The sequence below is a fragment of the Mesorhizobium sp. J8 genome (assembly GCF_016591715.1).
GTDB lineage: Bacteria > Pseudomonadota > Alphaproteobacteria > Rhizobiales > Rhizobiaceae > Mesorhizobium.
Genome location: NZ_AP024109.1, coordinates 2,565,275 through 2,584,804, shown reverse-complemented (window position 1 = coordinate 2,584,804; position 19,530 = coordinate 2,565,275). Strand labels below are relative to the sequence as shown.

19 protein-coding genes are annotated in these 19,530 nt (G+C 64.6%); 9 read left to right on the top strand and 10 right to left on the bottom strand.

Annotated elements, in window-relative coordinates; genetic code table 11:
• Nucleotides 1–26 precede the first annotated feature (26 nt).
• Together htpG and MJ8_RS11975 are read left to right on the top strand one after the other, a co-directional pair.
• Complete coding sequence (htpG, locus tag MJ8_RS11980) at nucleotides 27–1,919, top strand: molecular chaperone HtpG (RefSeq protein WP_201414556.1); 1,893 nt, start codon at nucleotides 27–29, stop codon at nucleotides 1,917–1,919.
• Nucleotides 1,920–2,041: 122 nt separating this feature from the next.
• Nucleotides 2,042–2,722 (top strand): type 1 glutamine amidotransferase, encoded by a 681-nt coding sequence (locus tag MJ8_RS11975; protein WP_201414555.1) that lies wholly within the window; start codon nucleotides 2,042–2,044, stop codon nucleotides 2,720–2,722.
• 10 nt (nucleotides 2,723–2,732) lie between these two features.
• Here MJ8_RS11975 and MJ8_RS11970 read toward each other — a convergent pair whose 3' ends face one another.
• The 5 genes from MJ8_RS11970 to MJ8_RS11950 form a co-directional block, all read right to left on the bottom strand.
• A complete protein-coding gene (locus MJ8_RS11970) occupies nucleotides 2,733–4,355 on the bottom strand; it encodes an ABC-F family ATP-binding cassette domain-containing protein (RefSeq protein WP_201414554.1) in 1,623 nt (540 codons plus the stop codon).
• 124 nt (nucleotides 4,356–4,479) lie between these two features.
• Nucleotides 4,480–5,223 (bottom strand): 2OG-Fe(II) oxygenase, encoded by a 744-nt coding sequence (locus MJ8_RS11965; protein ID WP_201414553.1) that lies wholly within the window; start codon nucleotides 5,221–5,223, stop codon nucleotides 4,480–4,482.
• Nucleotides 5,224–5,496: 273 nt separating this feature from the next.
• Nucleotides 5,497–6,024: a hypothetical protein gene (locus MJ8_RS11960; RefSeq protein WP_201414552.1), complete on the bottom strand. Its 528-nt coding sequence runs from the start codon at nucleotides 6,022–6,024 to the stop codon at nucleotides 5,497–5,499.
• A gap of 5 nt (nucleotides 6,025–6,029) precedes the next feature.
• A complete protein-coding gene (locus MJ8_RS11955; protein ID WP_201414551.1) occupies nucleotides 6,030–6,452 on the bottom strand; it encodes an OsmC family protein in 423 nt (140 codons plus the stop codon).
• 225 nt (nucleotides 6,453–6,677) lie between these two features.
• Nucleotides 6,678–8,210 carry an acid phosphatase gene (locus tag MJ8_RS11950; protein WP_201414550.1) on the bottom strand — a complete coding sequence of 511 codons (1,533 nt, stop codon included), beginning with the start codon at nucleotides 8,208–8,210 and terminating at the stop codon, nucleotides 6,678–6,680.
• A gap of 226 nt (nucleotides 8,211–8,436) precedes the next feature.
• Between MJ8_RS11950 and MJ8_RS11945 the strand changes: the two genes are divergently transcribed.
• Nucleotides 8,437–9,702, top strand: coding sequence for a cytochrome-c peroxidase (locus MJ8_RS11945; RefSeq protein ID WP_201414549.1), 1,266 nt, complete (start codon nucleotides 8,437–8,439; stop codon nucleotides 9,700–9,702).
• Nucleotides 9,703–10,142: 440 nt separating this feature from the next.
• On the opposite strand, the gene MJ8_RS11940 is transcribed toward MJ8_RS11945, so the two are convergent.
• Complete coding sequence (locus MJ8_RS11940; protein ID WP_201414548.1) at nucleotides 10,143–10,730, bottom strand: dihydrofolate reductase family protein; 588 nt, start codon at nucleotides 10,728–10,730, stop codon at nucleotides 10,143–10,145.
• 40 nt (nucleotides 10,731–10,770) lie between these two features.
• On the bottom strand, nucleotides 10,771–11,634 hold the full coding sequence (locus tag MJ8_RS11935; RefSeq protein WP_201414547.1) for an NmrA family NAD(P)-binding protein: 864 nt from the start codon (nucleotides 11,632–11,634) through the stop codon (nucleotides 10,771–10,773).
• A 95-nt stretch (nucleotides 11,635–11,729) separates the two neighbouring features.
• On the opposite strand from MJ8_RS11935, the gene MJ8_RS11930 reads away from it, so the two are divergent.
• Complete coding sequence (locus tag MJ8_RS11930) at nucleotides 11,730–12,146, top strand: winged helix-turn-helix transcriptional regulator (protein ID WP_201414546.1); 417 nt, start codon at nucleotides 11,730–11,732, stop codon at nucleotides 12,144–12,146.
• A gap of 36 nt (nucleotides 12,147–12,182) precedes the next feature.
• Here MJ8_RS11930 and MJ8_RS11925 read toward each other — a convergent pair whose 3' ends face one another.
• The 3 genes from MJ8_RS11925 to MJ8_RS11915 all read right to left on the bottom strand — a co-directional run bounded on the left by MJ8_RS11925 (nucleotide 12,183) and on the right by MJ8_RS11915 (nucleotide 13,467).
• Nucleotides 12,183–12,398, bottom strand: a complete 216-nt coding sequence (locus MJ8_RS11925) for a hypothetical protein (RefSeq protein ID WP_201414545.1) — start codon at nucleotides 12,396–12,398, stop codon at nucleotides 12,183–12,185.
• A 512-nt stretch (nucleotides 12,399–12,910) separates the two neighbouring features.
• Complete coding sequence (locus tag MJ8_RS11920; RefSeq protein ID WP_201414544.1) at nucleotides 12,911–13,057, bottom strand: hypothetical protein; 147 nt, start codon at nucleotides 13,055–13,057, stop codon at nucleotides 12,911–12,913.
• A 98-nt stretch (nucleotides 13,058–13,155) separates the two neighbouring features.
• Entirely contained in the window at nucleotides 13,156–13,467 is a 312-nt protein-coding gene (locus MJ8_RS11915) for a hypothetical protein (RefSeq protein WP_318528210.1), read from the bottom strand.
• A gap of 293 nt (nucleotides 13,468–13,760) precedes the next feature.
• Here MJ8_RS11915 and MJ8_RS11910 point away from each other — a divergent pair, with 293 nt between their 5' ends.
• The 5 genes from MJ8_RS11910 (at nucleotide 13,761) to MJ8_RS11890 (ending at nucleotide 19,426) form a co-directional block, all read left to right on the top strand.
• Nucleotides 13,761–13,919 carry a hypothetical protein gene (locus MJ8_RS11910; protein WP_201414543.1) on the top strand — a complete coding sequence of 53 codons (159 nt, stop codon included), beginning with the start codon at nucleotides 13,761–13,763 and terminating at the stop codon, nucleotides 13,917–13,919.
• A gap of 217 nt (nucleotides 13,920–14,136) precedes the next feature.
• On the top strand, nucleotides 14,137–15,204 hold the full coding sequence (locus MJ8_RS11905; protein WP_201414542.1) for a type III polyketide synthase: 1,068 nt from the start codon (nucleotides 14,137–14,139) through the stop codon (nucleotides 15,202–15,204).
• Nucleotides 15,201–15,938, top strand: coding sequence for a methyltransferase domain-containing protein (locus MJ8_RS11900; protein ID WP_201414541.1), 738 nt, complete (start codon nucleotides 15,201–15,203; stop codon nucleotides 15,936–15,938). The genes MJ8_RS11905 and MJ8_RS11900 overlap by 4 nt, the downstream gene beginning before the upstream one ends.
• On the top strand, nucleotides 15,836–17,194 hold the full coding sequence (locus MJ8_RS11895; RefSeq protein WP_225248228.1) for an NAD(P)/FAD-dependent oxidoreductase: 1,359 nt from the start codon (nucleotides 15,836–15,838) through the stop codon (nucleotides 17,192–17,194). Before MJ8_RS11900 ends, MJ8_RS11895 begins: the two co-directional genes overlap by 103 nt.
• Nucleotides 17,195–17,905: 711 nt before the next feature.
• Nucleotides 17,906–19,426, top strand: coding sequence for a tlde1 domain-containing protein (locus MJ8_RS11890; protein WP_225248227.1), 1,521 nt, complete (start codon nucleotides 17,906–17,908; stop codon nucleotides 19,424–19,426).
• The last annotated feature ends 104 nt before the right edge of the window (nucleotides 19,427–19,530 follow it).

Sequence of the window (19,530 nt, the reverse complement as noted above, 5' to 3'; positions counted from 1 at the left end):
CACAACCGAACAACGCAGGAATTTGAATGACGACTGACACGAAGACGACGGAAACCAGGACATTCGAGGCGGATGTCTCGCGGCTGCTGCACATGATGGTGCATTCGGTCTATTCGGACCGCGATGTGTTCCTGCGCGAGCTGATCTCCAACGCGGCAGACGCCTGCGAGAAGCTGCGCTTCGAGGCCGTGAGCCGGCCCGAGCTCCTGGGCGACGATCCGAAGCCGCGCATCACGATCGCCGCCGACCCTGACAATAAGCAGCTTTCCGTCGAGGACAACGGCATCGGCATGAGCCGCGACGAGATGGCGGAGGCGCTGGGCACGATCGCGCGCTCCGGCACGCGCGCCTTCATGGAACGCGTCGAGGCCGGCAAGGCGGCGGAAGACACGCAGCTTATCGGGCAGTTCGGCGTCGGCTTCTACTCTGCCTTCATGGTCGCCGACCGGGTCGACGTCATCAGCCGCCAGGCCGGGTCCGACGAGGCCTTCCGCTGGTCGTCCGACGGCAAGGGCACCTATGAGATCGCGCCGGCGCCGCTCGAGGCCGCGCCCAAGCGCGGCACGCGCGTCGTGCTGCACCTGATGGAGGACGCCTCCTCCTACACGGCGCCCTACAGGCTCGAAGGGCTGGCGAAGTCGCAGTCGGGCCATGTGCCCGTGCCGATCACGCTGGTCGAAAAACCCGGCGCCGAGCCGCGGGACATTGCCGACGGCACGGCGCTCTGGGTCCGGCCGAAGAGCGAGATCAAGCCGGAGGAATATACCGACTTCTACCGCAGCGTCGCCGGCCAGTATGACGAGCCGGCCTCGACCATCCACTTCCGCGCGGAGGGCCGGCAGGAATACAGCGTGCTCGCCTTCGTGCCCGGGTCGCGGCCGTTCGACCTGTTCGACCCGGACCGCCAGGGCCGCATGAAGCTCTATGTGCGGCGCGTCTTCATCACCGACGATGCCGATCTCCTGCCGCGCTATCTCCGCTTCGTGCGCGGCCTGGTCGATTCCGCCGACCTGCCGCTCAACGTCTCGCGCGAGATGATCCAGGAAAGCCCCCTGCTCGCCGCGATACGCAAGGGCGTGACCAACCGCGTGCTCAGCGACCTTGCCAAAACCGCCGAGAACGATGCCGAAGCCTACGCGAAGATCTGGGAGAATTTCGGCGTGGTGCTCAAGGAAGGACTTTACGAGGATTACGAGCGGCGCGAGCAGTTGCTGAAGCTTGCCCGCTTCCGCTCGACCGCTTCGGGCGAAGGCTGGCGTAGCCTGGCCGACTATGTGGCGGCGATGAAGGAAGGTCAGAAAGCGATCTTCTTCATGGCCGGCGACGACCGCGCCCGGCTGGAGGCTTCGCCGCAGCTCGAAGGGTTTCGCGCGCGCGGCATCGAGGTGCTGCTGCTCACCGACCCGGTCGACAGTTTCTGGGTGACGATGACGCCGGAATTCGACGGCAAGCCGTTCAAATCGGTGACACAGGGCGCGGCCGAGCTTGCCGACATCCCGCTGCTCGACGATGCGAGGAAGCCGGACACCGAGACCTCATCGGACATTGCCGCCTTCCTGGCTTTCGTGAAGACGACGCTCGGCGAGGAGGTGTCGGACGTGAAGGCCTCCGACCGGCTGACCGAAAGCGCCGTCTGTCTCGTCGCGCCGGAGCATGGCCCGGACCGCCAGTTCGAGCGGCTGCTCAACGCTGCCGGCCGGCTCGACAAGGCGGCCAGGCCGATCCTCGAGATCAACCCGCGCCACGAGCGCGTGGCGGCGCTGGCAAAGCTCGGTGACGACGACAAGGCGTTCAAGGAAGACGCCGCGCATCTGCTTTACGACGAAGCGCGGGTGCTGGACGGCGACAAGCCGGCCGACGCCAAGGCCTTCTCGGCGCGTCTTGCGCGACTGATCGATCGCGGCTTGGCGAAGGGTTAAGCGCGCCAGCGGCGCGCTTGTGCAGCCTACCAGCGTCCAGTCGGAACTGGACGCTGGTACATTTCCAGCACCCCGCTAAGCTTTATCGTGGTTCCCGCTTAAATGAGCGGCAGGAGCCTCCGATGAAACGCATCGTTCTGATCCGGCACTCGGAAGAACCGGGCGACGATCATGTCCAGACGACTCTGGAGGCGAACGGCCACGCGGTCACGACGGCGTTGCCGTTCAAGGGCGAGGCGATCGATCTCGAAAATGTCGACGGAGCCGTGATCTATGGCGGCCCGTTCAACGTCTTCGACACCGACAAGCATCCGTTCCTCGATCACGAAGCCGCGCTGATCGAGCATTGCCTGGACAACGACCTGCCGCTGCTCGGCATCTGCCAGGGTGCGCAGCAGATCGCCTGGCATCTCGGCGCCGATGTCGGGCCGGTGGCAAGCGGCATCAGGGAGTTCGGCTATTTCGAGATCACGCCGACGGCCGAGGCCGGCGACTTTCTCGATCGGCCGCTCTTCTTGCCGCAGAACCATTTCCATACTTTCGCCCTGCCGGCTGGCGCGGTGCACCTCGCCTCAAGCGAGACCTTCCCCAACCAGGCATTCCGGATCGGTGACAAGACCTACGCGCTGCAGTTCCATGCCGAGCAAGGTCCGGCCGGCTTCCGGCGCTGGCAGGAACGGCATGGCGCGCCCTATGGAACGCTCGGCGCGCAGGACCGGGACGAGCAGGACCGGCTGATGGAAGCCCACCATGCAGCGCAGCACGCCTGGTTCAGTGGCTTTGTGACGAAACTTTTCGGCTGAGAAGCGGTCGTTACCCTCTCAGCCCCGGCGCTTCCTGGCCGGTGCGTGCGACATATTCGGTGTAGCCGCCGCCATAGGTGTGGATGCCATCCGGCGTGAGCTCCAGAACACGGTTCGACAGCGCCGCCAGGAAATGGCGGTCGTGCGAGACGAAGAGCATCGTGCCTTCGTATTGAGACAGCGCCTCGATCAGCATCTGCTTGGTGGTGATGTCGAGGTGGTTGGTCGGCTCGTCGAGCACCAGAAGGTTGGGCGGATCGAACAGCATCAGCGCCATCACCAGCCGCGCCTTCTCGCCGCCCGAAAGCACGCGGCACTTCTTCTCGATCTCGTCGCCGGAAAAGCCGAAGCAGCCGGCCAACGCCCTTAGCGGCGCCTGGCCGGCCTGCGGGAAATTGTCCTCCAGGGTCTGGAAGACGGTGCGCTCGCCGTCGAGCAGTTCCATGGCGTGCTGGGCGAAATAACCCATCTTGACGCTCGGACCCCGCGCGACGGAGCCCTCATCGGGTTCGGAGGCGCCGGCGACCAACTTCAAAAGCGTCGACTTGCCGGCGCCGTTGACGCCCATCACGCACCAGCGCTCGCGCCGGCGGATCTGGAAGTCGAGGCCCGAATAGATGGTGCGGCTGCCATAGGCCTTGTGGATGCCTTTCAGCGTCGCCACGTCCTCGCCGCAGCGCGGCGCAGGCTGGAACTCGAAGGCCACCGTCTGGCGGCGTTTAGGCGGCTCGACGCGGTCGATCTTGTCGAGCTTCTTCACCCGGCTCTGCACCTGCGCTGCATGCGAAGCGCGCGCCTTGAAGCGCTCGATGAAGGCGATCTCCTTGGCCAGCATCGCCTGCTGGCGCTCGAACTGCGCCTGCAACTGCTTGTCGGCCAGCGCGCGCTGCTCCTGGTAGAATTCGTAATTGCCGGAATAGGAGGTGAGCGCGCCGGCGTCGATCTCGATGATTTTCGAGACGATGCGGTTCATGAACTCGCGGTCGTGCGAGGTCATCAGCAGCGCGCCGTCATAGTCTTTCAGGAATTTCTCCAGCCAGATCAGGCTTTCCAGGTCGAGATGGTTCGACGGCTCGTCGAGGAGCATGACGTCGGGCCGCATCAACAGGATGCGGGCGAGCGCGACGCGCATCTTCCAGCCACCGGACAGTTTTGCGACGTCGCCGTCCATCATCTCCTGCGAAAAGCCGAGGCCGTCCAGCACCTCGCGCGCGCGGCCGTCCAGCGCATAGCCGTCGAGTTCCTCGAAACGATGCTGCAACTCGCCGTAGCGCTCGATGATGGCGTCCATCTCGTCGGCGCGCTCGGGATCGCCCATCGCGTGCTCGAGCTCACGCATCTCGGCGGCGACCGCGCTAACCGGCCCGGCCCCTTCCATGACTTCGGCGACGGCGCTCAAGCCGCCCATATCGCCGACATCCTGGCTGAAATAGCCGATGGTAACGCCGCGATCGACCGAGACCTGGCCTTCGTCGGGTTGCTCCTGACCAATGATCATGCGGAATAAGGTCGTCTTGCCGGCGCCGTTCGGGCCAACCAGCCCGACCTTCTCGCCCTTCTGCAAGGCGGCCGAAGCTTCGATGAAGACGATCTGTCGGCCGTTCTGCTTGCCGATATTTTCGAGACGGATCATGTTTTTAGGGGAGTAAGTCAGTAAGGGAGTAGGGCAATAGGGGAATACGGAGGATAAGGGAACCCCTGATCGCACCGTAGCCGCAAATCCTATTGCCTTACTGCCCTACTCCCCTACTGCCTACTCACTGCGCATCATGGAAGATGATGCCCACCGTATGCCGCCGCCCCGACCGCAGCCGGCTAACGCCATGGCGTAGGTTGACGCGATAGTACCCCTTGCTGCCTTGCACCGGCCGGTTATGCACGGCAAAAATCACCGCGTCGCCGCGCTTGAGCGGCACCACTTCGGCGCGGCTTTGCATGCGCGGGCGCTGCTCGGTGAGCACGAACTCGCCGCCGGTGAAATCCTCGCCGGGCTCGGACAGCAGGATCGCCACCTGCAGCGGAAAGGCGAGCGCGCCGTAGAGGTCCTGGTGCAGGCAGTTGAAGTCGCCGGGAGCGTATTGGAGAAGCAACGGCGTCGGCCTCGTCTGGCCTTCGTCATGACAGCGCTTCAGGAAGGCGGCGTGATCGGCGGGATAGCGAAGCGCCACGCCCATCTTCTCGTTCCAATCATTGGCGACGGTGGCAAGGCGCGGATAGAGGGCTGAGCGCAGACCCTCGATCAGGTCAGGCAACGGGTATTTGAAATAGCGATATTCGCCTTTGCCGAAGCCATGGCGGGCCATCACCACATGGCTGCGGAAATGCTCCTCATGCGGATAGAGGCCGGCGATGTCGGCGCATTCTCCCGCTGACAGCAGGCCGGGCATGACGGCTGAGCCATGGGCGTTGAGGTCAGAGACGAGGTTGCGCCAGTCTTGCGCGGCGACGCGGGCTTCAGCGGAGCGGCTGGCGCGTTTGGTGTCGAGGGAATGGATGGTCATGGGTGCGCCTCCTTGCTTGCCATCAAAGTGGGGCGAAGGATGTGCATCTGCCACCCGATTCCTGCGGAGGTGAGTGAGATCCATTGGAGAAGCTGGAGGGACAGCGCCCCCCTCTGTCCTGCCGGACATCTCCCCCACTTGGGGGGAGATTGGCAGCTTGGGCGGCGGCGCTCTTTCTTGCGACGCTGGCGATTGGCGAAAGCGGCAACGACAGCCAATCTCCCCCCTTGTGGATGTCCGGCAGGACAGAGGGGGGCGCGAAGGATTTCGGCCTCAACCCTTTCTGCGATACCTCTCCAGCTCCGGATCAAGGTCCACCTTCACCGCATTGGTGAACACGCAGGTCGCCGCCATGATGCCGGCGAAGGCGGTGAGGTTGACCAGCAGCGTCTCGTCATAGCGCGCCTTGAGCGCGGCCCAGGTCTCGTCGGGGACGGCGTTGGCGTTCGCCGCGACGACCTTCCCGAACTTGATCAACAGCGCTTCGTCGACCGTCGGCTCGATCGCATCGGGATCGAGCCCGCTCTGGATCAATGCGCGACGAAAGAAGGTCACGGGGATCTCGGCGCGCATCGTCTCGGCGATCGCCTTCGAGAACAGCCAGATGGCGCGGTCGTCGAGCGTGGGCTTGAGAAGGTCACGCAGCGTGAACCATTCGGCGTAGATGCGATGCGCGGCCGGCGAGTGGAGCAGGATGCGCTTCATGTTGGTCATGCGGCCGCGGAGCGCCAGCTCGCGGTCGTGCTCCGCGCGGATGTCGTCCGAGGCGGTCGCGTAGTCGATCGGCGAAAGATGCGCCATCGCCCTCACCCCAACGTCGCGTGAAGCGCGGGCGCGCCGCGCAGCGTGTTGGAGACGGTGCAGATGTCCTCGGCGTCGGCGATTATCCGCTGCTTCGTTGCTGTATCGAGGTCGCCGGTGATTTCCAGTTTGACGTGGAAGGTTTCGACCCGCGAGGGCTCGTCCTTCGCCTTGTCGCCGGTGACCCCCGCCTTCACCTCGCCGAGCCGGTCGGCGAGACCCAGGCGGGTGGCGGCGATGCGGGCGCTGAGCACCATGCAGGCGGCCGAGGAGGCATAGAGCAGGTCGAGTGGGCTGAAGCCCGGAGCACTCACCTGGGTGACGACATCGACCATGCCGCCGGTGGGCGTCGTCACCGTGGGCAGGCCGCCCGGCGGCAAGACGGCAAGCGCGCCGGCGTTGCGGGTTCTGACCTTCAGTTCCGCCATCGTATAATCTCCGTCCGATCGGGATGAGCATCAATAGCGGACGTGAATTCACTGAGGCAATCGCCGACGCAGGCCGTAGGCGAATGGCGTTTCCTCGCCCCATGCAATGGGGAAAGGTGGTTCGACGAAGCCGAGACGGGGAGCGCCTCTACGAAGGCGCCCTCTCCGCCCGCTTCGCGGACCCCTCTCCCCATTTCATGAGCGAGGAGTCCAAGTCCTGAAACGCTACTTCGTCAGATCCAGCGCCGCCGTCAGATCGCCCATCGGCGGCTGGTCGTTGTTGCGCAGCGCCTTGTCGCGGGCGACGATGCCGGGCAGCACCGGCAGGTCATAACGGTTGGTGATGAAGCGCAGGATCGAGGTGGTGTCGTACTGCGTGTGGTCGACCATGCCCATCTTCGCATAGGGCGAGATGATGAAGGCCGGGATCCGGTTGCCTGGGCCCCAGCGGTCGGCCTTGGGCGGCGCGACATGGTCCCAGAAGCCGCCATTCTCGTCATAGGTGATGACCACCAGCATATGCGCCCATTGCGGGCTCTTCTCCAGATGCGCGACGAGGTCGGCCAGGTGCTGGTCGCCCGAGGTCACATCGGCATAGCCGGCATGTTCGTTGAGGTTGCCCTGTGGCTTGTAGAAGGTGACGGCCGGCAGCTTGCCGTCGTCGATCGCCTTGATGAACTCGACGCCGTCGAGGCCGCCATCCTTGAGATGCTCGGCCCGCGCGGCGGTGCCCGGCGCATAGGCGGCGAAATAGTTGAAGGGCTGGTGGTGGAACTGGAAGTTCGGCACCGGCGTCGCGTTCTTGCCGTCGAGCGCCGCCTGCCAGGCGCCCGCATACCAGGCCCAGGAAATGCCCTTCAGCGACAATAGATCGCCGATGGTGATCTCGTGCTGCGGCGGCAGCGTGGTGGGTGCAGCCGGGTCGGCCAGCGCCTTGTCGCCGCCCTCGGCCGGTTTGTTGGCGCTCGGCTGGTAAGGCGGCTGCATGGTGTTGACAGCATAGAAGTCGGGCGTGATGGCGCCGTCACTGGCGAATTTCGGCACGCCGCTCAGCGCAGAGGCCGGCGAATTGTCGGCCGGCTTCAGCGTCACGCCATCCGCTTCGACGGCGGCGATCTGGCCCTTTACCGGGCTGGTATCGGCATTCGGATAATAAGGTGCGCAGGCGCAAGCCAGCATGAAGTGGTTGAGGAAGGAGCCGCCGAAGGCGCCTTGGAAGAAATTGTCGGCCAGCACATATTTCTTGGCGACGTTCCACATCGGCAGGTTGGAGCCGTCGTAATGGCCCATGACCAGCGCGCCGGAATCGGCCCAGGCGACGAACTTGTCGTTCCGGCCACCGTCGATCTGCATCTGTTCCTGGTAGAAGCGGTGCCAGAGATCGTGCGTGACGACGCTGGTACCCTCGTTGAATCCCTTGGGATCGTCGATGGCGAAGGTCGCGTTGGCGAGATGCGCGCTCTGCGCTTCCGTCACCGCCGGCGTCACACCCTTTCCGGTCAAGCCGCCCCAGACCGGCGGCAGCTCGGAAAGCGGCTTGCCGTCGCGGTCGAGCTGGCGCGCCTGCTCGGGCGAAACGTTAGCCAGGCCATTGGCGCCGGGGAAGCCTCCATAGAGGTTATCGAAGCTGCGGTTCTCGGCGTAGATGACGACGACGGTGTCGATCTTGTCATAGCCGGGAGGAGCCGCCTGGGCAGCAGCGGAGAACGATGCCAGCGCCGTGGAGGCGAGGCAAAGTGAGAGAAAGGTTCGGGTCATCGGGAAATGCCTCGTGGCTTGGGAATGGCTGGAGGACGGCAATGCAGGAATGCAGCTGCATTGATGCCCAGCTACTTCGGCGCCTTGTCACCTATGTGACAGTTCTGTCGCGTCCGAACACGGTTTCGTGAGCGAGACGGCCAGTCATCAATCCGTTGCACTTGATCCCTACGTCGCGAAAATCGGGCCTTACGTCGTGAACGAAACCGGGCGAGGGAAATCAACGATGTCGCCGCAGACGTTGGGACGGAAAAAAAACCGCGCGATCGCCCTTCTGGCAGCTTCGATCGTCGGCCTGACCGCACCTGCCAACACCGCGGAACCTTCCGGCGTCCATCCCGGCCCGATGTCGCGCCAGGAAGCCTATGCCCGCGCCGACGCGCTGACGGCGCTGGGGCGGCAGATGTTCTTCGATCCGTCTCTCTCGGCCTCGGGCAAGCAGGCCTGCTCGTCCTGCCATGATCCCAACCACGCCTTCGGGCCGGCCTCGGCTTCGCCGGTCGAGATGGGCGGAGCCAATCTCGACCGACCCGGCGTTCGCGCCGTGCCGTCGCTGCGCTACCTGCAGGCGCCAGCCTTCACCGAACATTTCTACGACTCCGAGGACGAAGGCGACGAGAGCGTCGACAACGGCCCGACCGGAGGCCTGACCTGGGACGGCCGCGCCGACCACGGCAAGGACCAGGCGAGGATTCCACTGCTGTCGCCCTTCGAGATGGGCAACAAGGATGAGGGCGCCGTGGTCGCCAGCCTGCGCAAGGCGCCCTATGCCGACGCTTTCAAGGCAGCGTTCGGCGCCGATGTCTTCGATCATCCGCAGGACGCCTTCGACGCCGCGTTGGAAGCGCTCGGCACCTTCGAGCAAAGCAGCGCCGATTTCTATCCCTATTCCAGCCGCTACGACGCCTTCCTCGCCGGCAAGGCACAGCTTTCCGCGCAGGAATTGCGCGGCCGCATGCTGTTCGAGGATGAGGCGAAGGGCAATTGCGCGAGCTGCCATTTGAGCGAACCGGCCAATGACGGCGAGCCGCCGCAATTCACCGACTACGGCCTGATCGCGATCGCCGTGCCGCGCAATCCGGCAATCCCCGCCAATGCCGATCCGAATTATGTCGACCTCGGCTTGTGCGGTCCGCTGCGCACCGACTTCAAGGGCCGCGCCGACTATTGCGGCCTGTTCAAGACGTCCACTCTGCGCAACGTGGCGCTGCGCAAGAGCTTCTTCCACAATGGTTATTTCCACACGCTGCGGGAGGCGGTCGCCTTCTACGCCAGCCGCGACAGCGATCCCGCGCGCTGGTATCCGAAAAAGGCCGACGGCACGGTCGACAAATTCGACGACCTGCCAAAAGCCTACTGGCCGAATCTCAACACCGATCCGCCGTTCAACGGCAGAAAACCCGGCGACAAGCCGGCGCTGACCGACGCCGAGATCGACGACATCGTCGCCTTCCTCGGCACGCTGACCGACGCCGATCAGGCGGGGCAGTGAACGACCGCCAAGGCGGCATAAAAGTCTGCTCCCGCCCGGAACTCTGCTATCCACCGCAAATGTGTGCCAATGTGAGCCACGTCATAGGGACGCCAAGCCGCGCCTGCTATCTTGCCCGTCTCTTCACGGATGGAGTCTCCGATGAGGTTCGTCGCGGTGCAGGAGCCTCCCGGGAGCAGCTGGGCGATGTTCGATGCGGGCAATGGGGCGCCGGCGGAATATGCCGGCCGGGTGCTTATCGGCCTGACATCGCGTGAGGCCCGCTGGTTCGTCGCCGCGGGCAACGATCATGCAGCCTGGCCGCGGTCGGCCAGCCGGCCACCTGCGGCTGGTCACCGGAAGAGGCTCCCAGCCGATCCGAGAAAGCCCGGGCCAAACAGGCAGTTAGCAGGGCGCGCTGCCGGATTGAATCAGCGTAGCACGGTCTCGATTGCCGCCTCTCATCGCTCCGGCGCGTAGCGGCTCACCACCATGCCGCAAGCATAGGGCTTCGAGCCGAGGAGCTTCAACCTGCCAAAGCCGCCCTTGCCGAAGACGCGGCGGCCGCTGCCCAGCACCGCCGGATTGATGAAGAGCTGGAACTCGTCGACGAGGCCGGCGGCGATCAGCGCAGAGGCAAAGCCGGCCCCGCCGAACACGGCGATGTCGCCGCCCTCGCCCTGTTTCAGCCTTTGCACCTCGCGCGGCAGGTCGCCGCTCACGACCCGCGTGCGCTCCCAGCGCGAAGCCTCGAGCTTGTCGCTCGCCACCACCTTCTCGACCTCGACGATGCGTCGTGCGAAGGCATAGAAGGGATCCTGCGGATATTTCTTCGCCGCATTGCCCCAATGGGTCAGATAGCCCTCCTCAGCCATCTTGCGGCTCAAGAGGATAGTGTCGACGGTCGTGAAGACGGCGTTGAAGTCCTGCTTAAGCCCCTCGTCCCAGGCGCTGTCGTCGCCCCACTCCCAGAGCTGCCAGCGATGGCCCTCGTCGGAGCCGACAAAACCGTCGACCGACATCTGCATCTGCAGGATGAGCTTTTTCATGTCCGGTCTCCCTCGTTAGGAATTGGCTGCCTGTGAAGGCTCAGGCCGCGGCGCGCGAACGGGCGAAAGCCTGCGCCCAGGCTTCGAAGCTTGTCGGCGTGGCATTTTCGGCAGAGGGGGCTTCCAGCGCCCAGCGCTCGCCTCGATTGAAGCTTGCCGCTGTTTCGCCCAGCGCATCGGCAAAACTCGCCGATATGCCATTGGCGACCATGCCGGCCCGCGCATCGGCGAACGGCGCTTGATGATAGGTGACAACCTTGCCGATCGCCCGGCCCAGGATCGTGGTGGCCCGTTCGAGCGTGTAGCGGCCGCCGCCGTGCAATTCGACAACGCGCCGGACCGGGAAATGCTCGGCGATCAATAGCTCGGCGGCGCGCTCGCCAACGTCCTTGGCGGCGATCAGCGGCATCGGCAGGTCGCCACGGAAGGGCGAGGCGAAGACGCCGGACGCCGCCTGCTCGACGAAGCCCATGCCCTTGACGAAATTCTCCATGAAGAAGGAGGCGCGCAGATAGACGAGTTCCTCCAGGTCCAGCGCTGCGAGCCGCTCTTCCATCAGCGCAGCGCCAAGCGAGGTGCCCATCTTGAGATGCGCGTTGAGGCCGCTGAGGAGCACGACCCGGCGCAGGCCTGCCTTGGCGATGGAGGTGGCCAGCCGTGCGCCGACATCGTCCTCAAAGCGATGCAGATCGGGCGCGGTGACATCGAAGGGGATCATCACGTAAGCGCTGTCGGCGCCCGAGAAGGCGGCATCGAGCGCCGCCTGATCGTCGAGGGCAAAGCCCAGGCTGCGGGCGACACCGCGCACCGTGTGCCCTGCCCCGGTTAGCCTGACCGAGACCTCGACGCCGACTTCGCTGGTTGCGCCGACGACCACGATCGTGCGGATGGCATGCCGATTCATACCGGTCCCCTCGCTAGTGATTTACTTTTGAAATCATTTGACGCAAGACAAGAACGGTGTCAATGGTAAAGTGATTTAAAAATGGAACCGTACCAATGTCGACCAAGGGAAGGTCCGGCTGCCCGATCAACCTCTCGCTCGAATTGCTCGGCGACCGCTGGACGCTGCTCATCATCCGCGACCTTGCTTTCGCCGGGAAACGGCATTTTCGCGAGTTCCTGCAATCCGATGAAGGCATCTCGTCGCGCACGCTCGCCGAACGGCTGCAGACACTGCAGGACGAAGGCATCCTCACGCGCAGCAGCGACCCGACGCACGCACTGAAGGCGATCTACCGGCTGACCGAAGCCGGCATCGACCTTCTACCGGTGCTGGCGACGCTGGGCGCCTGGGGCAGCAAACATCGCAGAGCCGACGACAAGCTCGCGCGGATCGCGGATGAACTCGCGGCCGGCGGCGAGCCGGCGCTTGAGCGGATGAGAGAGCGGCTCAGGGCGGAGCATCTGGGGTAACGGGCGCCGCAGCTAGCAATCCCGCGTGGGCAGGTGTCAGCCAGTCCGCCCGCTTGGCAATGGCTCGGTCGGCTCCTCGGCTGGCGGCTCCCCAGGCAATCCCAATCGCAGCCGTTCCTCCTCGGCAAAAATCTCGGCCTGCGCGTGAATATCGAACACTTGCTGCGTCAGCCTACCGCCATCGACGACGCGCACGATCCATTGGCCATTGACGGCTTTTACGCGGACACTGTCTGGTTCGCTGGTTACCATATACAGCTCCTGATCTTCGCTCGAAGAAATTGCCTAATTCCTTCCCAATATGATCTAGCGCGCCTGGTGTTGCCGAAAAGTACGGCTTATCGGCGTTTAGTACAAAGCAGCTCGCCTTTATTCAGCACAATTGAAAGGCCCGCGAATAAAGCGAGCATAGCGGAGCAGACATTCCGTGGCATCTTTGAGCAGCGGAATTCCACTTCGCTGTGACGTTCGGTCTGATTTCGAAAGCGTCCGGATGAACTGCGGATGGCGCGATCCGGCAGTTGGGCCTGATGAGTGCGGACGAATTCGGAAAGTTGGCGGCCCGGCAGCCTTGGGGGGTGATACTGGGTTCGGCGGCCGGGCCTGACCGGAGTTTGCGAGGCCGCCGGCTGTGATAAGCATGCGCTCGGGCCCAGCCAAGGACAAGAACGACCTAGGCCCTAGGACCAAAGCTGCAAGGGCATGGCCCACACGACCAGTGTGCTTCGACCTACCGGCAAGGAACACGCCGAACGCCGGCCGCGTCAAAAGCCGAAGAAATGCCGGCCGACGAGATAGCCGAGCGCCGCGACAACCAGCGGAAACAGCGCCGGCGCGGCCTTGCTGAACAGCGAGGGGTTTATCTCCTTGGCGGGAGCGCTGGGTTTGGCATTGCCGAGGTTTTTGGTCATGGGCTCATTACCGGTTGGGGCTAGCTGCCGGCTGAGCCATTAAATTAGAAATCGCTTATTAACGTTCTGGCAAGCCCGACACTACAATTCGCGACAATTTATTCGGATTGCTGGGTACGCTCGGCAAGCGCGAAGGCCTGGAGGTTGCGCGACTTGCCGAGATCCTGGTCGGCGTTGGCGATGATGGCGTGGAAGGCCGCCCGGGCGATATCCTTCTTCTTGGCATCCGGATGCAGCTTTCGCACCGCCTTGAGCAGGTCTTTCGGTTTCATATCGGGGGTGACGACGCGCATCAGCGTATCACCTATGGCCTGCAATTCCCTGGCATCCATAACGATGAACCCTGTTTTGGCGGTATCTAGCCTAGCATATAGCGGGTCGAGCGCGTCACTTTTGTGATGCGCGCCCATCGAGCCGGAGGCGGTGTCCTACAGGACCTTCGTGTCGAAAGCTCGCTGGTCGCGCTCGGCGCCTTCATGGCCTACCAGATCTATCGCTACTCCTACGCGCATTCCCGGCCTGCTCGTCCTGACCGTCTTCGACGCCATCGTCATGCGGCTGATCTGGCATGAGTGGAAACAGTGCGCCGCCACATCAGACTGCGATGGCGTCTCGCTGAATCGCCAACACGCGTGTCCGACGACCCGCTCGGAGTCCGGAACCCTCGCCGCTCTCGCGGGGTTAATATGCGAGGCGAACCGCCATGGAAGAGAAACCGCCTGCCGAAAACCCTGGAAGGATCCTCGCCACGGTGCTGGCGATCTGCCTCGTCATTGTCGCCTTGTTCTTTATCGGCTTCAGATATTCGGAGCGCGACCAGGGTGCCTTGATCGTGCCCGGAGCGGTACAGGGCAGCAAATGATCGGCCCGCAGTCCATGGGTTTGGAAAAGGCTGTAACACTTCGATTTGCCTGCCATCCCTTGCAAACCTTTGAGTTCGGGATCGCCTCTGTGGAAGAAGCAGGTCTTCCGAAACGTTTATCGAACAGGCAACGCTCAGAGCCTGGCGCCCGGGCGCTTATGAGCAAGGAACCCCTCCGGCAACAGCGCGAGCGCGCCCGAAGCCCAGGGAGCAGTACATGTCCGCCAACGCTTACATCAACCGGATCGCGACAGCGGTTCCGGAGCACGAGGTCCACCAGTTCTATCTAGCCTACGCGGCCTCGATGCTGACCGCCGATCGCAGGAGGATATTCGAACGCATGGCCGGTCTCGCCGGTATCGAGCATCGCTTTTCATGCTTTGCGCCTGCTCTCGACCCCGAAGGACCGTCGGCCGACCTTGCCCGAGCCTTCAAGCGGGGCGCGTTTCCCGGAACGGCCGCGAGAATGGCGATGTTCGGCAAAGCTGCGCCCGTCCTGGCGCAAAACGGTGTCGATGGTCTCCATCTCGGCGACGAGGCATCGCGTGTCACCCATCTCATCGTCACCTCCTGCACCGGTTTTTCCGCGCCTGGCATCGACCTCGACCTGGTTCGGCGCTGCGGCCTGCCGGACGGCGTCGAGCGCACGATGATCGGCTTCATGGGCTGCTACGCAGCGGTCAACGGCCTCAAGCTTGCCCGCCACATCGTCCGTTCCGCCCCCCAGGCCAGGGTCCTTCTGGTCAATATCGAGCTCTGCACGCTGCACCTGAGGGAAACCACCGAGTTGGAGAAGCTCTTGTCCTTCTGCTTGTGGGGCGACGGCTGCGCGGCGACGCTCGTCACCGCCGAGCCGCCCGGCATCGAGCTCGACTCCTTCTGCTGCGCCGTAGCGGACGAGCAGCGCGACCTGATGACCTGGGATATCCGCGACCACGGCTTCGACATGGTGCTTTCCGGCCAGGTGCCGGCGGCAGTCCAGCAGGCGTTGCGGAACCGGCAGGACGACATCCTCGGCGGCCGGTCGCCGGAGGCGATCGACCTCTGGGCCATTCATCCCGGCGGCCGTACCATCCTCGACGCTGTCGAAAGGGCGCTCGATCTCGAGCCCGCCGCGCTCAAGCCGTCGCGCGAGGTGCTGCGCCGATACGGCAACATGTCGTCGCCGACCGTCATGTTCGTGATGGAAGAGATGCTGAAGAAGCCGGGCGGCCTGCTTGGCTGCGGCATGTCGTTCGGACCGGGGCTGACGGCCGAGACCATGCTGTTCAGGACCGTCTCATGAGTGCGCTCGCCCAGCGCAGCCTCGTTCCGGAAATCCTGGACGGGCTCTCGGCCGACGATGCGCGGGCGCGCCGCTCGCGCCGTGATCTCGCCCGCATCAACGCGCTGATGTTCCAGGCGCCCATCATGGCCGCGCTTATGCGGAAGTTTTTACCTGAGCCGCCCTGCCGCATCCTGGAGATCGGCGCCGGCGACGGCACCTTCATGCTGAAGGTGGCGCGGCGCGTGGCGAAGGACTGGCGCGATGTTGAACTGACGATGCTCGACCGCGTCGGTCTCGCCACGCCGAGGCTCGCGGCGGAATTCGCCGCGCTGGGATGGAGACTCGAAACCGTCACCGCCGATGTCTTCGACTGGGCGGAGAAGGAGGCGGCGAGGAACACGGGCGGCTGGCCCTTCGACGCGATCACCGTCAACCTGTTCCTGCATCATTTCGACGACGACGAACTGCTGCGCCTGTTTTCGCTGCTGCAACGCAAGGCGCCGCTCATCCTGGCCACCGAGCCGCTGAGGACAGGTTTCGCGCTGACCGCCGCCCGGCTTCTGCCGGCAATCGGCGTCAACGACGTGACCAGGCATGATGCCGTCCAAAGCGTGCGCGCCGGCTTTCGCGACGGCGAGATTTCCGACCTTTGGAGCGCCGCCGGCGGCAGTCCGATCGAGGAGCGGCACGCTGGGCCTTTCTCGCACGTCTTCGTTGGCGAAGCGCGAATGCCCGCCGGGGATGCGGCATGAGGCGGCCGCCCACCCACGATGCGATCGTCATCGGCGGCGGTCCGGCGGGCGCGTCTGCGGCGCTGGCGCTCACCCGGCGCGGATGGGCCGTCGCGATCGTGGAAAAGCGTGCCTTTCCGCGCCGCAAGGTTTGCGGCGAATACATCTCTGCAAGCAACCTCGAGTTGCTCGACAGACTGGGGATCGGCGATGCCTGGCGCGCTGAGGCCGGTCCTGAAATACGCCGGGTCGGCCTTTTTGCCGGCGACACCTGTGTCGAGGCGCCGATGCCGGGCGCGCGATCCGGACCGGCAGCAAGGGACGCCTTCGGCCGCGCGCTCGGCCGCGACATACTGGACACGCTGCTGCTCGACGCGGCCCGGTCGGCCGGGGTTGAAATGTTCCAGCCTTGCAGCGCCGTCGCCATCGAACGCGACGGCGCGCGGCAGGCAGTGCGGATTCAGGCTCAAGGCGGCGTTTCCAGCGACGAGGCGACGACGCTGCGCGCACCGGTGGTCGTCGCCGCACATGGCTCGTGGGAACCGGGGCCGTTACCGAGCCAGCTTGGAAAGGTCAATCGCCCGGCGGACCTGCTCGGCTTCAAGGCGCATTTCGCCGGATCGTCTCTGCCACCCGACCTGATGCCGCTGCTGACATTCCCCGGCGGCTATGGCGGCATGGTGCTCGCAGACGATGGCCGTATGTCTCTCTCCTGCTGCATTAGGCGTGATGTGCTCGCCCGGTTGCGCAGCGATTGCGCCGGTAAACGAGGCGGCCATGTCTCCGCTGCCGAGGCCGTCGAGCATCATATCGCAGCGACATGCCGGGGCGCGCGGGAAGCCTTGGCGCAAGCGCGTCTCGATGGTCCATGGCTTGCCGCCGGCCCTATTCGTCCAGGCATCCGGCGTGGCTACGCAAAGGACATCTTCCGTGTTGGCAATGCGGCCGGCGAGTCACATCCGATCATCGCCGAAGGCATATCGATGGCGCTTCAGTCCGGCTGGCTCCTGGCCATGGAATTGAGCGAGGCGGCAAACGGGCAGAGAGGACGCGAGGCGGCCGGCAGACGCTATGAGGCGGCCTGGAGAAGCCTGTTCTCGACGCGCATTCATGCCGCTGACGCCCTCGCCCGGTTGGCCCTTGGGCCCGGCGGCGCAGCATTGATGGAGGCGGTCGCCCGCAATTTTCCGCGGGCGCTCACCTTGGGAGCGCGGCTGAGCGGCAAGACGAAAACCGTCCCTCGCTTGGCCGATGCACACCTGGCGCGGAGCAACTGAGCCTGCGCCACCAACTCGCGATGGATCAGTTCCGTGTCGTGGTAGCATGCGGCGTGCGCGCCGGTGTCGCCGATGGACCGGACAAAACGCGCTGAAGGCACCAGCGCGGTCGCGGCCGCCTGCCAGAAGCAATTTCACACCTCGGCGACAAAGCTCCGCAATGCATGAATTCCCCTCGTTCCGTCGCTTCTGCCCTCCGGTGCAGATGACTTTTTTTGGGGTGATCGCTGAGGCGCAAGGCCCACTGCCGGGTCTGCCGGCTGGCCCACTGCATTGTTGGTTGGCTTGTTCCACTGCCTGGCGTCCGGTCGCATTTTGACCCAAATCCGCCTCTAGGCGGCTGAAGATGTTGCGGTTCCGGTGTTCACGGTTTCTTGACAGATGCCGGAAAAACGGGCAGCAAAGCGGGTGAGGGAGAGCATTTTTACCGTGGCGAAGACCATGGAGGGCTCTTTTTTCGTATGGACCGTCGCCAAATCGGCGATTGGTGGAGGGATTGGTTAACCATCTTTGTCCATCTTTTGAATCAATCGGCAACAGACGCGTGAAGGTGCAGGGGGCACCGGCGAACTGTGATCGTGACGGGTGCCAGGTCCGCAAACCGGCATGCCGATTGAGAGTGGTCGTATGGCGTTTTTGCGTTTGAAAAACCGGGGTGACACTCCTCGTGGGGGGGTAACTTCGAAAAAGTCTGGTCATCGTTGGGTCGTGGTGCCTGCTGTCGGCGCCGCCCTCGCCCTGTGGTCCTTCGCCACGCTGGCCGGGCTCTATTCGGTGAGCACCTCGCTGACCGCCGCTTCCAATGGGTTGCCGCAAGGCCTGCTTTCGCCGCGCAACATCGCGCTTGGCGACCAGCGCCGGCAGATTGCCAATGCCTGGGCGCCGCGCCTTGTCGGCAAGGGCGGCTACAAGGCAGGCTCGCTCATCGGCGGCTGCGACACCGGCTGCTTCAGCCTCGCGACAAGCTTCAGGCATAACGGCCAAGCTCTTGAAAAGCTGAAGAATGAAGGCCGCGACGGCAAAATGGCGCGCCTCAAGCTGCCGGCGCCCGACAGCGTCGCGCAGGAAAAGGTCGTGCTGGCTTCGGCCGCCGGAGCCGCCGATCGTTTCGACGGCGTGGTGAAGCGCGCGGCGCTTTCGCCGCAAAAGCTTGCCGAGGCCTTTGCACGTGCCGAGAAGGCGCCGTTCATGCTCGCCAGCCTGCCTTCCGCGAGCCGCTTCGGCGGCGCGTTGCCGGGCGCCCCCGCGGAAGAGCGGTTCGGTTCGCAGCCAGCCCAAATCGCCGGCGCTTCCGAGCTGGCGCTCGCACTCGCCAACATATCGCCGGCGGAGACGGCTGACGTTCCGACCGCCGTCGCGCTGCAAAACAGCGACGCCCCGGCGGGCAAGCCGGACAACGGCCAGGACGGCACGTATCAGGTTGCCTCGCTGCCGCCGCAAGACGATCTGCCCGACACGATCGCCGTGCCCGGCCTTCGCCCGCGCACCACGCTCCAGCGCGCCACCGAGGCGCCCGAACAGAGCGCGGCCAAGCCGCAGAAACCCGAGACCGCCAAGCCGCAGGCCGCCAAGGCCAAGCCGCAGCCAACGGCCGCCGACACCGCTCAAGGCTGGCCGACGGCGACCTCCCCGAGAAGCGGCGACCAGGCTCTGCCAGGTGTGGCGGGCTCGAAGCCTATGGTTGCCGAGTCCAAGCCGGGCAGGCGCAAGGCGCAGGCATCCGAGATGCTCGCCTATGCCAAGCCCGATACGCCGGAGAGCGGCGGCCTGGGCAGCGCCTTCCGCAATCTTTTCAACGGTCCCTCCACGGGGAATGGCGTCGCCGTATACGATATCTCGGCGAGAACCGTCTACATGCCCGACGGCTCGAGGCTGGAGGCCCATTCGGGCCTGGGTTCGATGGTTGACCAGCCGCGTTTCGTCGACCGCAAGAATGTCGGCCCGACGCCGCCCGACACCTACAATCTGTCGATCCGAGAATCGCGCTTTCACGGCGTCGAGGCGATACGCCTGACGCCGACCAGCGGCCGGAACAAATATGGCCGCAACGGCCTGCTTGCGCACACCTATATGCTGCGCGGCGGTCGGGCCGAGTCGAATGGCTGCGTCGTCTTCAAGGACTATCACCGCTTCCTTGCCGCCTACAAAAAGGGCAAGATCAAGCGCCTTGTCGTCGTCCCGCGGCTTACAAGGTCCCCCACCCAGGTCGCCCAGGAAGGCCGCCAAGGTTAAACCCTCACCGGCCGGCGAACGGGTCGCCGGCTTTTATCGATCCCCACTTGCTGATCGGAAGGCCTGGTAGCCAAGAGGCGCTCGGGCGTTTGCCGTCGCCGTTT

Bases quoted from the DNA above. Each gene is read 5' to 3' on its own strand.
- MJ8_RS11970 (WP_201414554.1), bottom strand. From the start codon at position 4,355: ATGATCCGTCTCGAAAATATCGGCAAGCAGAACGGCCGACAGATCGTC.
- MJ8_RS11955 (WP_201414551.1), bottom strand. From the start codon at position 6,452: ATGGCGGAACTGAAGGTCAGAACCCGCAACGCCGGCGCGCTTGCCGTC.
- MJ8_RS11945 (WP_201414549.1), top strand. From the start codon at position 8,437: ATGTCGCCGCAGACGTTGGGACGGAAAAAAAACCGCGCGATCGCCCTT.
- MJ8_RS11930 (WP_201414546.1), top strand. From the start codon at position 11,730: ATGTCGACCAAGGGAAGGTCCGGCTGCCCGATCAACCTCTCGCTCGAA.
- htpG (WP_201414556.1), top strand. From the start codon at position 27: ATGACGACTGACACGAAGACGACGGAAACCAGGACATTCGAGGCGGAT.
- MJ8_RS11950 (WP_201414550.1), bottom strand. From the start codon at position 8,210: ATGACCCGAACCTTTCTCTCACTTTGCCTCGCCTCCACGGCGCTGGCA.
- MJ8_RS11975 (WP_201414555.1), top strand. From the start codon at position 2,042: ATGAAACGCATCGTTCTGATCCGGCACTCGGAAGAACCGGGCGACGAT.
- MJ8_RS11965 (WP_201414553.1), bottom strand. From the start codon at position 5,223: ATGACCATCCATTCCCTCGACACCAAACGCGCCAGCCGCTCCGCTGAA.
- MJ8_RS11910 (WP_201414543.1), top strand. From the start codon at position 13,761: ATGGAAGAGAAACCGCCTGCCGAAAACCCTGGAAGGATCCTCGCCACG.
- MJ8_RS11915 (WP_318528210.1), bottom strand. From the start codon at position 13,467: ATGGGCGCGCATCACAAAAGTGACGCGCTCGACCCGCTATATGCTAGG.
- MJ8_RS11905 (WP_201414542.1), top strand. From the start codon at position 14,137: ATGTCCGCCAACGCTTACATCAACCGGATCGCGACAGCGGTTCCGGAG.
- MJ8_RS11920 (WP_201414544.1), bottom strand. From the start codon at position 13,057: ATGACCAAAAACCTCGGCAATGCCAAACCCAGCGCTCCCGCCAAGGAG.
- MJ8_RS11900 (WP_201414541.1), top strand. From the start codon at position 15,201: ATGAGTGCGCTCGCCCAGCGCAGCCTCGTTCCGGAAATCCTGGACGGG.
- MJ8_RS11940 (WP_201414548.1), bottom strand. From the start codon at position 10,730: ATGAAAAAGCTCATCCTGCAGATGCAGATGTCGGTCGACGGTTTTGTC.
- MJ8_RS11960 (WP_201414552.1), bottom strand. From the start codon at position 6,024: ATGGCGCATCTTTCGCCGATCGACTACGCGACCGCCTCGGACGACATC.
- MJ8_RS11925 (WP_201414545.1), bottom strand. From the start codon at position 12,398: ATGGTAACCAGCGAACCAGACAGTGTCCGCGTAAAAGCCGTCAATGGC.
- MJ8_RS11935 (WP_201414547.1), bottom strand. From the start codon at position 11,634: ATGAATCGGCATGCCATCCGCACGATCGTGGTCGTCGGCGCAACCAGC.